Below are 14763 nucleotides of genomic sequence, written 5' to 3' on the forward strand. Positions count from 1 at the left end.
TCATTAGATCAGCGAGTCCCCAAAACCTACAACGCCCGTTTTGTGTTCCATTTATCATTTCTCAAAGAATCCGGAGGGACCTTGAACCCGGCAACCATGCGTGAACTCACCCAGGAGGCCTACCATCGCTTGCTCAGCCATGCCTGCCGGGAAGCGGATTTCGCCTATATCGGGAGTGTCGGAAACGGCCCGGCCCGTGGAGTTTTCAGCGGCTTTTCTGCCAGGGCTCTCGCCTCAGAAGTGCTCCAATACCCTGTGCCTTCGGATTTCTGCTCCGATCAACTTGCCCAGAGCATGGAAACCCTCGTCCGCCAGTACCAGATTGAACAGGAGCCTGACCCGGAATGTTTGTCCGGTGGCTGGATTGGCTTCCTCGGCTATGAACTTGGATATGTGCGGGAAGGTCGTCTCAGACAGCTGTGTCCACCTGTGGGTGCTCCCCTCATCTCCGCAGGGTTCTATCTTTGGACTGCCAGCCACAATCGCAAAACAGATCAATATTGGCTCTGGATTCATCCGGGCTGCCCGGATGAGACGAGAAATTTACTTGAGCATTGGTTATGCGCAGACGAACCAGCAGCAACCACAGGTTGGGCGATGAATTCTCCGTTTCAGCCCAGGCAAACACCGGACGGCTTCAGGGCGAGCGTGGAAAAAGTTCGCCAATACATTGAAGCCGGAGATTGCTACCAGGCCAATCTTTCGCAGGAATTTTCCGGCCAATTCACAGGTGATCCCTGGCAAGCATTCCAGGCGCTTTCGGATGCCAACCCGACGCCCTACAGCGGTTTCATTCGTGCCGGAGAGGCTTCCATCCTCTCAGTTTCCCCGGAACGTTTTCTAGAAATACACAATCGAACCGTCACCACCAGCCCCATCAAGGGCACCCGGCCGAGGGGTGACACTCCTGAGAGCGATGCAGCGTTTGCAACTGAACTGGAAGAGTCCGAAAAGGACCTGGCCGAAAACCTGATGATCGTAGACCTGCTACGCAATGATCTGGGCCTGAACGCAAAACCTGGAAGCGTGAGAGTCGACAAGCTGTTTGCATTGGAGTCCTACCGCAACGTCCATCACCTCGTCAGCCACATCCGCGCCGTGCTGGCAGACGGCATCTCACCTATGAAGGCCCTGTTCGATGCCTTCCCTGGTGGTTCCATTACCGGAGCGCCGAAGATACGGGCGATGGAGATCATCCGTGAGCTGGAACCCCACTGGCGTGGGCCCTACTGCGGCTCGATCTTCTATCGCGGACTGGATGGTACGCTGGACAGCAATATTGCGATTCGAACCATGCTGTGTAACGGCCAGGGCAACATTCGGTGCTGGGGTGGTGGCGGTATTGTTGCGGATTCGGATCCTGAAGCCGAGTATCAGGAGACGCTCGCCAAAGTCGGGCCTTTGATGCGGTTTCTGGAAGAGTTGGTAATCGAGTGAATTGAATTCGGGTGAACATAGGGTCAGAAGAAAGCGTTCTTCTGACCCCAGTGTCAGTGTTCCTATCAGGCGTTGTGAATAGCGCTGGCCTTGAGAAACTCCTGCCTCAGATCCTCAAAGTTATGAACCGCCGGGAACTGCGGAAACTCGTCGATCACGTTCTGCGGTGCATGGAACAAAATACCGGCTTCCGCCTGCCCCAGCATGGTGGTGTCGTTGTAGGAATCCCCTGCAGCAATCACACGGTAATTCAGCAACTGGAATGCCCTGACTGACTGGCGCTTGGGATCGCGCTGGCGGAGCAAGTAGTTGGTGATCTGGCCGTCATCTGCCACTTCCAGCTTGTGACACAGCAGCGCCGGGTAACCCAGCTTCTTCATCAGGGGCATGGCAAATTCGTAGAAGGTGTCAGAAAGAATCACCACCTGAAAACGTTCGCGTAGCCAATCCAGAAACTCCCGGGCGCCGGGCAGCGGATCCAGCTCACCGATTACTTCCTGAATCTGCGGCAGGCCATAACCGTGCTGGTCCAGCAGTTTCAGGCGCTGCTTCATCAGTACGTCGTAATCCGGAATATCGCGGGTGGTGGCCTTGAGCTCTTCAATACCGGTCTTTTCGGCGAACGCGATCCAGATTTCCGGGATCAATACTCCTTCAAGGTCAAGGCATGCCAGTTCCACAACGATCTCCTGCTTCAATTGGTTAAGGGCGACCACGGTAAGTGCGTCTGCCGCTATTCGGAGCGTATGATAAGAAAAACCGGGCGGGATTGCATCGTGGAAGTGTAAAGCCAGGCTTTTATGCGCGGAATAACCATATAGATTGTCATTCCTTCAGGATATTAGGCGTTTAATGATAGCCTTTTTATCAACTTAGATTTCCTTGCACACCAAAATAAGGCAATGCCGGGCCATGACCGATATTCAAACCCTGCGGGAAGAGCTCGAAGGCCAGAGCCCCCGTTCGATTCTCAAAACTGCTCTAAAGAAGTACGACAACATCGCCATCTCCTTCAGTGGTGCTGAGGACGTTGTTCTGATTGAAATGGCGCACAAACTGACTGACAACCTGAAGGTTTTCACCCTCGATACAGGCCGTCTCCACCCGGAGACCTACGAATTTGTAGAACGGGTGCGAAAACATTACGGGATAGAGATCGAGGTTCTGTTCCCGGATGCTCAGGAAGTTCAGGATCTGGTCAACAAGAAAGGCCTGTTCAGTTTCTACGAGGATGGACACAGTGAGTGCTGCGGCATTCGCAAGGTCAATCCCCTTCGCCGCAAACTGGCAACAGTCGACGCCTGGATTACCGGTCAGCGCAAGGACCAGAGCCCCGGTACTCGCAATGACGTCCCGGTTGTTCAGGAAGACACCGCTTTCTCGACCGATAAAAGAACACTGGTCAAGTTCAACCCGCTGGCAAACTGGACCTCAAAGGAGGTGTGGGATTACATCCGGATGTCCGAGGCACCCTACAACGAGCTGCACGAAAAGGGTTTCGTGAGCATCGGCTGTCAGCCCTGTACCCGCCCTGTCCTGCCGGGACAACACGAGCGAGAGGGTCGTTGGTGGTGGGAAGAAGCCACCCAGAAAGAATGCGGCCTGCACGCCGGCAACCTGATCGCCCGGGAATAACCCGGGCGCAGCCTCCCCGCTCACTCTCTAGTGAGTGGGGAGCTCGACATCCTTGAACAGTTCCTCGATTTCAGACCGGCTGCCCTGGTGGGACACAGCTTCGTCCACCTTATCCTTGGTGAGGTGGGGAGCAAAGCGATGAATGAAGTCATACATATACCCCCGCAGGAAAGTCCCCTTCCGGAAACCAATCCGAGTGACACTGGGGCGGAACAGCTTGCGCGCATCAAGCGCGACCAGGTCCGTGTCGGTTTTGGGGTCAAATGCCATGCTGGCGACAATTCCGACGCCAAGACCCAACCTTACGTATGTCTTGATAACGTCCGCATCCGCAGCCGTGAAGACAACCTTGGGCGTGAGCCCCTGGGACTGGAACGCCTCGTCAAGCTTGGATCGACCGGTGAAACCAAAGACGTAGGTTACCAGTGGGTATTCCGCCAACTCCGGTAGCGTCAGTTCCGACAGTTTGGCCAGAGGGTGATCCTTGGGAACAATGACGCTCCGGTTCCATTTGTAACAAGGCATCATGATGAGATCGTTGAAAAGCTCCATGCCCTCGGTCGCAATCGCAAAGTCGACCGCGCCGCTGGCAGCCATCTCGGAGATCTGCATCGGCGTGCCCTGATGCATATGCAGGGAAACGTCAGGGTACTCCTCAATGAAACCGCTGATGATCGGCGGCAACGCATACCGCGCCTGAGTGTGGGTTGTGGCAATACTCAGATCGCCCTTGCGCTGGTTGCTGAATTCCTGGGCAATTTTCTTGATGCCCTCAACCCGCCGCAGGATCTCTCCCGCCTCACGAATAATGATTTCGCCGCCCGGCGTGATTCGGGTCAGATGCTTGCCGCTGCGGGCAAACACTTCCAACCCCAATTCGTCCTCCAGCAGGCGAATCTGTTTAGAGATACCGGGCTGCGACGTAAAGAGGCTCTGGGCGGTTGCGGACACATTCAGATCGTGATGCGCAACTTCCCAGATATAGCGCAACTGTTGTAGTTTCATTGAATCTGCTGCTCCCTGGAGATCGAAGGACCTGGTAGAAGAATACGCATAAAAATACAGGCTTTCATTCTTTTTTAATATAGGCGACTACTTTCACACAGTTTAGACCAAAAATGCATTTACGTAGTCATTGATAAAACCTTGCCGAAGAGAACGTAGTTTCATAGCCCTTGACTTGGTCATTACAAAAGACACAATCCCTAATGCCCAGCCGGGGCAATTCCATACTCCATATATCCAGGGAATCCATGCTGCTCACCACCAAGTTTCTCAGGCCTACCTCCGATGCTCGCGCAGTCAAGCGCGACCGCCTGAGCGACCTGCTCGAGCCCCATGGCCCCAAACGACTGAACCTGGTGATTGCTCCAGCCGGGTTTGGAAAGACCACACTGGTCGCCCAGTGGTGCGCACGAGTTACCTCACCCACCTCCTGGTTATCTCTGGACGAGCACGATGATGAGCCCAGGCGTTTCTGGCAATACGTTATCGGCGCCTTCGAACAGGCCGGGCTGAACGGCGCCGCCGAGTTGCGTAAACAGCTGGCGCACCAGTCTGACGAGTCGTTTACTGAGGCCATCACCGGTTTGATCAATATCCTGGCTCAGGACGGCAGTGCGTGGGGCCTCGTACTGGACGATTTCCACTTTGTTGGAAACCCGGCTATCCACCGGCAGTTTGCCTACTTCATCGACTATCTGCCGCCGGGAATCCTGGTCACCCTGGCGTCCCGAACAGAGCCGCCCCTGCCGCTCGCACGTTGGCGCGTCCGCCGCTGGATTGAGGATATCCACCCTGGCCTGTTGGCCTTCTCAGAGGGCGAGTGTCGGCAGTTCTTCCGCGAAACCATGGGGCTTCAGATCTCAGACGAAGATGTCCACACCGTTTACCATAAAACCGAGGGCTGGGTGGCCGCCATGCAGCTTTCGGCCCTGTCTTCGACATTCTCCGGGAAGGAAGCTGCGAAGTCAGGGAGCCAGATAAATCTGGATGAGCGCTACATCAGCGATTATGTTTTGAGCGAAGTGCTGGAACAACAACCCCGGGATATTGCGGACTTCCTGCTTGAAACCGCCTGCTGCCCCCGGCTCTGCGCTTCCCTGTGTGATTCAATCCGCGAGTCCAGCGACAGTCAGGAAATGCTTGAGAGACTTCTGGGTCAGAACCTGTTCCTGATTCCACTGGATACTCGTAACGAATGGTTCCGCTATCACGATCTGTTCCGGGATGCGCTGCTGCTCAGGATCAGTCATACAGAACCGGAAAAGGCAACGCGCCTCTGGCAACGCACTGTGGAGTGGCTATTGGCCCACGGTCATGTGCAGGAAGCCATTGCCCAGATCGTCCGTCAGACGGACTGGCCGTGGCTCGCCCGGGTACTGGCCGAACACGGGAACAATCTGATTCATGGTGGCTACCATCTGCCCGTTCTGGACTGGCTCGATGCCCTGCCACAGTCGCTGGTCAACGATAACCCACAACTCCAGATGCTCCGTATCTGGGGATTATTCTTTGCCAACCGCGTGGATACTCTGGAACCGCTGCTATCGGCCCTTGAGGATCTGCTCGACCGTCAGGTGGCTGATTCACACCCGGATGCCGAAGGGGCTCTCGGACTTCAGAGTGAGATCTCGCTGATGCGCTCGTATCTGGCCCGTACCCGGAGTGACGACAAGAGCGCGGCCGACCTCACCCGCCAGGTGCTCCGGGAGATAGATCACACCCGCATACCGTTGAAATCCGTGACCTATTACGGACTGGGCCTGGATTACTATGGCAAGGGTGAGCTTACTGAAGCTGAGGACGCACTCCAGTCAGCCGTTCGATACGGGCAGGTCGAACATAAACCCAGCACGGTGCTCTCGAGTGGCGGACTGTTGGCCTGGATTCAGTACAACCGGGGCGATATCGATCTGGCGCTGGAAACCTCCACTGACATCCGGCAATGGGTGGATAAGCATTACGCAGACCCGAGCCAACCAAGGCTCATTTCCTGTTGGCAAAACAGCACCCTGTGTGAAATCCACAGGGAGCGCAACCATTCAGAGCTCGCAGCGATGCATCTGAAGCCGCTTCTGGAGCATGTGGAGCGGGGCACGGAACCGGGGCAGCATGTGATCATCCAGTACGTTCGTGGCCATCTTGCCTTCAGCGAAGGTAAGCTTCAGGAGGCAATTGAGGCGCTGGAGGATGCCTCCCAGACAGGCCGGAAACGCCGTGAACAGATCGTATTCGAACCACCGGCAAGCACGGCCCTTCTTGCGCGGTGCTATCTCGCCACCGGCCACCCGGAAAAAGCCAGGGCCTGCCTGGATGCCAGGGCAGACGGCGAATTTACCAACCCGCTTCACCTTGAACAAAGCCGAATCAGCGAAGCACGTGTACTGGTGGCACTGAATCAGCCAGAACGTGCCCAGGAAATACTAAGCGCCCTGCTGAAACCGGCTGAACGCAATGCCCACAACCGTCACCTGGTGGAGATACTGTTGGTTTATGGCGAGGCCCTGGCACAGCAAAAGCGGAACGACGAATCGCAACAGATGCTGACCCGGGCATTAAATCTGGCCGCTGAGGCCGGGTTCATGCGACTGTTTGCCGAGGAAAGCCCGGATCTTCGCGCCTTGCTGCTGAAGCTGCCCGCGCTGAACGGCCCTGGCAGCTGGAACACTAATCTCAGGAAGATGCTTGTTGATCAGAGCCAATCGAGACAGGTGAATTCTGACACTCGAGAAACCCCAACCAGCCGTTCGGCTGATAAGCCGGCACCGCAACCAACAGCGCTACCCGAACCACTCAGCCAGCGCGAGCTGGAGGTGCTGGCCTTGATTCATGAGGGGCATGCCAACAAGGAAATCGCCTCGAAAATGAAGGTCGCGCCGGCGACCGTAAAAGCCCACATTCGGAACCTCTACGGCAAACTGGGCGTCGGCCGCAGGACCGAGGCCCTGGCCCGCGCCCGGGACCTCGGGCTTTTTGAAGCCTGAGTTCGAGGCAGTCAGAAATGTGACAGGCGTCACATTCTGCACCAACAATCTAAGCCCGCTACGCCCTTTGGACGATCCGACTACGCCCTCTAATCCCCTATGATTATTCCAACGGTGAGGGAAACCTCACCAGGAATTCTGAAACTTCAGGCCTTCAGATTTCTTGTTCCGCGTTGTTTCGACGCCCGGGTTCGAAAGAACCCCCTTTGACGAGAGCCACCCCATCCGGGCTGGCTCTTTTTTTATGCCAGGTAACCCGAGGCCAAGCCCTAGCGCTCGATCATTCGACGGAACGGAGGCAAAGCGTCCAGTAAAAGCTGCCCATAACGCCTGGTAATTATGCGTCGATCCAGAATGGTCACCCTGCCGGTATCCTGCTCGGTTCGAAGCAACCGCCCCACCGCCTGGACCAATTTGATCGAAGCATCCGGTACCGTGATTTCCATAAAGGGATTACCGCCTCGTTGCGTCACCCACTCCGCCAGGCTCGCCTCAATGGGGTCGTCCGGCACAGAGAACGGAAGACGGGTAATTACAACGTGGTGCAAGTACTTTCCGGGCAAATCTATGCCCTCTGCAAAACTGGCCACACCAAAAAGAACACTCGGTCGACCCTCGTCCACCCGGCTGCAATGCTGGCGAAGCACTTCGCCCTTGGCCATATCGTCCTGGGTGATGATGAGATCCGGATACTCCGGGGCCAGTGCGTCGCGCACCTGCTGCATCTGGCGGCGCGAGGTGAATAAGACCAGGGTCGCTTTCTCTCCCGCCCAGAGGTCAGGCAATCGTCTTATAAGCTCATCAGCAAAGCCATCATCCGTTGGCATGGCAGACATCGCCGGAATCTCAACCGTCGCCATCTCACCGTACCGGAAAGAGCTGGGTACAACGAGAAAACGGCTTCCCTGGGGCAACCCCGCCCGGGCATTCAAACGATCAAACCGTCCAAGTGCAGTCAGCGTGGCACTGGTGAGAACGGCTCCGTAGGCACGGGACCAGAGCCTCGAGTACAACAGGTTATCCGCCAATACGGGAGAACTGAAGAGGGTAATGTCCTCCGCGTGATCCCAACGCTGGCGTACTGCCCATCTGGCCGGTGGCGGGCTTTTCTGTGTTTGTGGCCTGGGCGCGGGCTCCTCAGCCGCTTCGCTGTCAGTTTCTGGTTCACTCACAGGTTTGGCGCTGCCCTGCTCGCACCAGGCCGTCCACAACCTTAACTGGTCTTCTGCCCGGGCGTGAAACGAGCCGATCACCGGATACCAGGCTTCCGCGGTTTCCCGGTCGATCTCATGTTCCTTGCGTTCGTCGAAGGCGCCCTGAAGCTCATCCGCCAGGACACCCAATTGCCGGACCATATTGGCGGTTGCAATACGGCTCTCGGCGGCCAGCTCCGCCATAGCCTCCGGTAACTCACCTTCCGGATAACGCCATTGGGCCGTCCGGCGCTCCTCGTTGAACTCCCATCCGGTATTCTGCTCAGCTTCCTCGTAGACCCGGTTCAGCACGAGATCCACCTCCCGCGAAGCGGAACTGATTCGATCCAGCGACTTCGCGGCCTGGGTACCAGCCGCGAGGTATGGCTGCATTTTCACCAGCGCCTGGGAAAGCTGTTTTAGCCATTGCCGGGTAGCGTTCAGGGGAAGCGATGCGGCGAAGTGATTGAGCGCCTTGTCCGGAAGGTGGTGAGCCTCATCGAAAATATAGAGAGCATTCTCCGGCTCCGGCAGAATCGCCCCGCCGCCGAGCGCCAGGTCCGCGAGCACCAGATCGTGGTTGGCGACCACGATATCGGCATCGTCCAGGTCTTTACGGGCATCGAAAAACGCACAACTGTCGAAGTAGGCGCAGTGACGGTTGGTGCATTGACGGTGATCTGTGGTCACCTGTCGCCAGACATCGTCCGGGATCTGCTCCGGCCAATGGTCCCGGTCGCCGTCCCACTCCCGGGACCCATAGCTCGCCAGCATCTCTTCAAAAAACGCTCGGGTACCGGGCTCTTCGTTTTTGGGGCCGTCCAGCAGGAACAGGGGCATGGTATCGCTGTCGGTATTACCCTCATCGTGCAGACGGGCTTCCAAACGGGACATACACAGGTAGCGGCCCCGACCCTTTGCCAGCGTCCAGTTGAAATCCATTTTGCTGTGCTTTTTCAGGTCGGGAAGGTCCTTGAGTACGATCTGGTCCTGAAGAGCCACGGTCGCGGTGGAAATCACAAGGGTTTTGCCCAGAGCTTTTGCCACCGGAATGGCAGCGATCAGGTAGGCAAGGGTCTTGCCGGTACCAGTGCCTGCCTCCACAACACAGGCCGAGGCCGGTGAGGTTCTCTGGCCATCGTTCTCGGTGATATCGCCCATGTACCTGGCGATTTCAGCAATCATCAGACGCTGACCATAGCGCGCCCGGATGTCCTTGCCGGCGAGCACATCGCGATAACCTTGCTGGATGGATTGTTTGATGTCGTCGGTCAGTGGCATCAGCGGGGGCTCACCCAGTCCCGCACAACGCCAACCCGGAAACGGCGCCCGTCACGACTCAGCACCACGCCCTCTTCGGTGATATCGTCCACTCGCAGGCCCTCGAAGGTATCGCCCACCCGAAGGTATGTATTGTTGATCATCACCCGGCGAGATGCGGGTGAGGACGAATAGATATGGCTGTTAAAGGTCAAATCCGGGACGCTCTTCTGGAATGAAAGCGGCAACTCTACCAGATGAGGCACTCGGTCTGCCTGCCGCTGCTCCACTACCGGCACCCTGGTTTCGGATATTGCGGATGAGGGCACGATGACCGTCGCCCGCTCCCTGCGCTCAGGTTCAGGCGTTTCAGTGGCAATTGGCGGAGGCGTTGAATCAGCGACGTCGGATTCCGGAACTGCCCCCGTCTCGGCGACAGGGCTTTCCGACATCGGATCCGATTCCGCATCGGGCGTCACCGAAACCGGTTCCGGTGCGTTCTTCACAATATCCTGTCCGGGTGACACCTCTGCCTGATCCGCAGAACCCCAGGGCAGCGGCGTGCCCGGCCAGAACAGGAAGGCGAGAACACCCGCGTTAAGCATCAGTGCCAGCGCTACCCAGACAGCCGGCGACACCCGCTTTTTCTTTGGACGATGTATCAGCTGAACCTGCTGGCCGAGGTCCGGGACGCGCCCCTGCTGCCGCTCGGTTTCAGATTTTCGCAATGCGTCAAGAATGTAAGACATGGTTACTCTCGACCTTCAGACTGCTTGGGCTTGAGGCGAGGAACGGAAGCCTCCAAATCATTGTTGATCTGGATGATCGTCATGGCGCCAGCAATTCCATCCACAGTGAGCCCTGTAATTGCCTGATACCAGCGAACCTGCTCTTCCGCATTCATTCGTTTAACGCGATCGCTCTCAGCACGGGAATCACTGTGCATATCCGCCAGGTCCATCATTCGCGCACCGATCCAGAGTTGCTCACCACCGCCATTACTGTAGAACCCGTCTCCCGTCAGGTATTCGGGCAAGCGCCAGAGTACCCGATATTCACCGAACCAGTGGCGCTCGATACTGGCAAAGGAAACAGTCTGGTTGCCAGACGGTAGGGCCACCTCTGCCGTATCGCCATCGAGTCTGCGGAGCACGACAAAACCGGTGTTGCCGGCCTCATCCTGAAGCTGAAGCATGGCCGGGCGGTCGAGAAATTCCAGGCTTCGGCGGCTGCCCTGTCGATCAAGACACCCCAGCCCGCTTTCTCGGGCCCATTCGCAGGCCACGGGCGCTTCCGATGGCTGGTAGTCCCTTCCCCAGATCCCGAAAAGCACCTGGAACGCCGAAACGGAATCCAGAAGCTGATCCGGTACGGCCAGCTCAGGAGGCCGAGTCGACTCTTCTGTCGCTGGTAATGGCGTTTCCTCAACTTGTCCGGATTGCTCCTCCACCCGCTCAACTGCCCCTTTCAGCGGCTCTGGCGACGACAGACCTGATGAGACTGCACTGTCGGGAGACCACCGCTCGAACAACCAGGCGGTTCCGATAATGGCCACCAGTATTGACGCGGCAACGATCAGGTACTGTGTTCTGTCAGCGGATCGGCGTGATCGTGAAGGCACGGGACCAATGGAAGCGCCACGCACTTCCTTTGCTGCGTGGCGGATATGATCAGCCGTGATTTCATGTTCACCTTCCGCGTAAGCGCCCAGTAGAGCCCGGTCGCTGATCAGATTGATCAGGCGAGGAATGCCCTGACTCTCCCGAAAGAGACGAGTCATCGCACGCTGAGAAAATATGTCGCCGCGCATGCCGGCCACGCTGAGTCGGTAGCGAAGATAGGCTGGCAACTCCTCCCGACCGATGGCGTCGAGGTGGTAGCGTGCGGTTACCCGCTGGTTCAACTGTCGCAACTCCGGCAGCGCCAACATTTCCTGAAGCTCGGGCTGGCCAAGCAGGACAATCTGAAGCAGTTTCTTCTCTGCCGTCTCCAGGTTGGTCAGAAGCCGTAGCTGTTCCAGTACCTCGGCCGACAGGTTCTGAGCTTCGTCAATCATCAGCACTTTGTGGCGCCCAGCCGCATGAGCCTTGAGCAGGTCCTGGTTTATCAGGTCCACCAGTTCCTTGATGGTGGCACTGATTTCATGGGGGATTTCCAGCTCGTCACAGATGGAGGACAACAGCTCCCGGGCAGAGAGTCTCGGATTCAGGATCAGCGCGATATCAACGTTATCCGGTACATTTTCGATAAAACATCGGGAAACGGTGGTTTTTCCGGTCCCCACTTCACCGGTGATCACGATAAAGCCACCCTGCCCCTGGACCCCATACATCAGGTGCGCCAGCGCCTCCTTGTGGCGATCGCTCAGGTACAGGTAACGAGGGTCCGGGGCAATGGAAAACGGCGGTTCGCGAAAGCCGAAAAAATCGTAATACATATCAGGACGTACCGGAATCCGCGTTACTGATCAGTCTGAGTTCGGCGGTGCGCCGGTTCTGTTGTTTAAGCCTTCGCACACACCGCTCCAGGGTTTTGGAGATGCGGGCATGGGAGCGGATCATGGAGATCTTGGGCCAGGTGGCGCGTTCGCCCGCCAGAATCATCTGACGCACGTAGGCCGGATCAGGGTTCGCCAGCATCCTGCTGTAGTCCTTGAACGAGTACGAGGGTGCGATAGTGACGTCCCCGGAATAGCGCTGGGCCATAATGGTGTACAACTGGCCCGACATCTGCCTCAGAAGTTCCGGCCGTAGGCGTTTACGGAGGTAATCGAACACCCCCTGGCCGTGGAACTGAATTTCGGACTTCATCAAATGCATCGGCAGGTTGCCAAAAGACAGCTTTTCATCACGACCGCGCTGGCTCAGGAAGGGCACCACATGGGGGTTGGTCTGGCTAACGATGGTGTAGTTCACATCGTACAGGTGCATCAAGCGCTCAATGGGCAGATCGCTCACCACGGAGCCATCCACAAACTTCAGGCGTGGCATATAAGGCAGCGTGTTGCCCTGGATGTCCTTTTTCATCAGGGTAACCGGCGGGAAAATACCCGGAACCGCGGCGCTCGCCAGTACCGCACTCCAGACCATCAGGTAAGGCGACGTATATCCGCACAGCAGGCGAGCCTTCTGGTGAGCCTGTACCGGAGAAACACTCACGTTGATCGAACGGCCAGTACGCTGGTATGCCTCCTCAAAGGTGTATTCGCCAATATTGCCCCGCAGACAGTTGCGAAGCTCTTCCTGATCCATCAGCCCGTCTCCGCGAACGGCACTGAGCAGGCCCCGCCATTTCCAGGCTTTCAGGTTATGGTTTTCCGGCACCAGCATTTCGGGGATTTCCGCGTCAGTATGAACACCGAGAATGCCCGCAATAATGGCGCCGATACTTGAGCCGGCGATAACCTGCGGCAGAAGCCCTTTTTCCCAGAGGGCCTTGATGACTCCGAAATGGAAAACACCAAGGGTAGCGCCACCACTGAGCAAGAGCGCCGGCCGACCATAGCTTGTCAGGGTATCGCGAAAGAACTGCAGCTTGTCGGCAACGGGAAAACCGGGGACGGATTGATCACAGAGGTAATCCAGGGCTTCACACACCTGGGTAATGTATTCTTCGATCAGGTGTTTGGTACCAACGCGGGATCGCGTGTAAAGTGCCGGGTTGCCCATGTTCCCGAGATCGTGGTGCAGTCCCTCCCTCAGGGCCCGCTTCAGGCGTTCGACATCATTCTGTTGGCGATACTGTTTCAGGTTGCTCAGGCGGTCATAAATCAATTCGTAGTGATAGAGATCGGAAGCGAAATCCTCTTTCCACTCGGCGTTACCTTCCAGAAAGTCCAGCTCCAACGCTGCTGCCTTCCAGACTTCATAATTCGGCGCCTCGGCCAGCATCTTCCGGAATTTGGCTATTCTTGGATCCTTCAGCACCGCTGACCTCCTATCAATCCGGATGACGCTCAGAAATCCTCGAGCATCAGGTCCTCATCATCACCGCTGGCAAACGGATCGTTGACCACCTTCCCGTCATTGATCAGGAATTCCCGACGCTGCAGGAAGGCATTTCGAACAAACACGTAACTGTCGCCAGAGATGAAGCTCTCCGCAGGAATCAAATCCGCGCGTTTATCAACAATCTGGAGGGCGCGGGCGTAATAAACTTCCGGACTGTCCACAGTATCCCAAGCGGATGGCAACGCAAAGCCGTCAGTTGCAAACCCGGTCAGGTGCCTTGGCGTGGAAGGCCCGAGAAACGGCAGCATAAGGTATGGCCCCGAACCGACACCCCAGTAGCCCAAAGTCTGGCCAAAGTCCTCGGGCCGTTCAGGCAGGTCAAAGGCGGTTGCCACATCAATCAGGCCACCCAGACCGAAGGTAGTGTTGTAGGTAAATCGACCCACAGCTACGACGGCCGACTCCCCTTTCAGCTGCAACACGCTGTTGGTGAAGTTCCTGAGTTCAGTCAGGTTATTAAAGAAATTGGTAATGCCGCGGTCAACAATCTGCGGGGTAAACGTCCGATAGGCCTGAGCCACCGGTTTCAGGAACCATCGGTCGATCGTTTCGTTGAACGTATACACCTTGCGGTTCCAGTTTTCCCACGGGTCTTTGGGATCAACCGGTACCGAACCTTCGGGAGGCGGTTCCTGCATATTCTGGGCTATCGCCTGACCCGATGGCACAACGGTAGCCAGGGACAACAACAGGCAAAACGTAACAAGCCGGCGCCGGATAAAAAAGTGTTTCATCATCTGCTCTTGGGTTGTTTAATTCGTTTCAATTCGTCGAAAATACCGGCGCTACTTTTTTATTATTAAACCGTTGTTCCGGAGAAACCGATGTCAGTACCGGGAAATCTTGTAAACACGATTACCATGCCCCTTCGCTGGGGAGACATGGATGCATACGGCCATGCCAACAATACAGTCTACTTCCGATTCTTTGAGGAAGCCCGTATTGTCTGGCTGGCCTCACTGGAGCTGGGCGGTCCCGAGGAGCCGACCGGTCCGGTTATTATAAAGACCAGTGCCACCTTTCTAAAGGAATTGAATCACCCGGCAACGGTTGAGGTGAAAACATACGCCGACAAGGCAGGTAACACCAGCCTCGACACCTACCATCTACTGACCGATGTCGATACCGGCGCTGTTTACGCGGAAGGTTATGCGAAGATCGTCTGGTTCGACCGTAAAACACGCTCCTCGGCTCCGCTGCCAGAAACCCTCCGGGCCCTGGCAACGTCTTGAACCAGAGAAC

General features: G+C 56.7%; 11 protein-coding genes. 4 read left to right on the forward strand and 7 right to left on the reverse strand.

What is annotated here, in order from left to right; translation table 11 throughout:
* Positions 1-96 precede the first annotated feature (96 nt).
* On the forward strand, positions 97-1437 hold the full coding sequence (gene pabB / locus SIC15_RS10600; RefSeq protein ID WP_412537608.1) for an aminodeoxychorismate synthase component I: 1341 nt from the start codon (positions 97-99) through the stop codon (positions 1435-1437).
* A gap of 65 nt (positions 1438-1502) precedes the next feature.
* Here pabB and thrH read toward each other — a convergent pair whose 3' ends face one another.
* Positions 1503-2117, reverse strand: a complete 615-nt coding sequence (gene thrH, locus SIC15_RS10605) for a bifunctional phosphoserine phosphatase/homoserine phosphotransferase ThrH (RefSeq protein ID WP_230706516.1) — start codon at positions 2115-2117, stop codon at positions 1503-1505.
* Positions 2118-2349: 232 nt separating this feature from the next.
* On the opposite strand from thrH, the gene SIC15_RS10610 reads away from it, so the two are divergent.
* Positions 2350-3072, forward strand: a complete 723-nt coding sequence (locus tag SIC15_RS10610) for a phosphoadenylyl-sulfate reductase (RefSeq protein ID WP_412535823.1) — start codon at positions 2350-2352, stop codon at positions 3070-3072.
* A 27-nt stretch (positions 3073-3099) separates the two neighbouring features.
* Here SIC15_RS10610 and cysB read toward each other — a convergent pair whose 3' ends face one another.
* Positions 3100-4077 carry an HTH-type transcriptional regulator CysB gene (gene cysB, locus SIC15_RS10615; protein WP_069183521.1) on the reverse strand — a complete coding sequence of 326 codons (978 nt, stop codon included), beginning with the start codon at positions 4075-4077 and terminating at the stop codon, positions 3100-3102.
* Positions 4078-4325: 248 nt separating this feature from the next.
* On the opposite strand from cysB, the gene SIC15_RS10620 reads away from it, so the two are divergent.
* Positions 4326-7058 (forward strand): LuxR C-terminal-related transcriptional regulator, encoded by a 2733-nt coding sequence (locus tag SIC15_RS10620; RefSeq protein ID WP_412535824.1) that lies wholly within the window; start codon positions 4326-4328, stop codon positions 7056-7058.
* Positions 7059-7327: 269 nt separating this feature from the next.
* Here the strand turns inward: SIC15_RS10620 and dinG are convergent, their stop codons facing one another.
* From dinG to SIC15_RS10645, 5 genes are read right to left on the reverse strand one after another with little or no spacing between them, the layout of a single operon-like run.
* A complete protein-coding gene (dinG, locus tag SIC15_RS10625; protein WP_069183519.1) occupies positions 7328-9532 on the reverse strand; it encodes an ATP-dependent DNA helicase DinG in 2205 nt (734 codons plus the stop codon).
* Positions 9532-10260, reverse strand: a complete 729-nt coding sequence (locus SIC15_RS10630; protein WP_069183518.1) for a general secretion pathway protein GspB — start codon at positions 10258-10260, stop codon at positions 9532-9534. Before SIC15_RS10630 ends, dinG begins: the two co-directional genes overlap by 1 nt.
* Before the next feature lie 2 nt (positions 10261-10262).
* The gene (locus tag SIC15_RS10635; RefSeq protein WP_069183517.1) at positions 10263-11948 is read right to left on the reverse strand and encodes an ExeA family protein; all 1686 of its coding nucleotides are present in this window, start codon (positions 11946-11948) and stop codon (positions 10263-10265) included.
* A 1-nt stretch (position 11949) separates the two neighbouring features.
* Positions 11950-13437, reverse strand: a complete 1488-nt coding sequence (locus SIC15_RS10640) for a DUF3336 domain-containing protein (RefSeq protein ID WP_349343095.1) — start codon at positions 13435-13437, stop codon at positions 11950-11952.
* Between the two features lie 29 nt (positions 13438-13466).
* Entirely contained in the window at positions 13467-14255 is a 789-nt protein-coding gene (locus SIC15_RS10645; protein ID WP_069183515.1) for a VacJ family lipoprotein, read from the reverse strand.
* Between the two features lie 90 nt (positions 14256-14345).
* On the opposite strand from SIC15_RS10645, the gene SIC15_RS10650 reads away from it, so the two are divergent.
* Positions 14346-14753, forward strand: coding sequence for an acyl-CoA thioesterase (locus SIC15_RS10650; protein WP_136629432.1), 408 nt, complete (start codon positions 14346-14348; stop codon positions 14751-14753).
* Positions 14754-14763 lie beyond the last annotated feature (10 nt).

This window comes from Marinobacter sp. MIT932201 (genome assembly GCF_047123295.1).
In the GTDB taxonomy this organism is placed as follows: Bacteria; Pseudomonadota; Gammaproteobacteria; order Pseudomonadales; family Oleiphilaceae; genus Marinobacter; species Marinobacter salsuginis.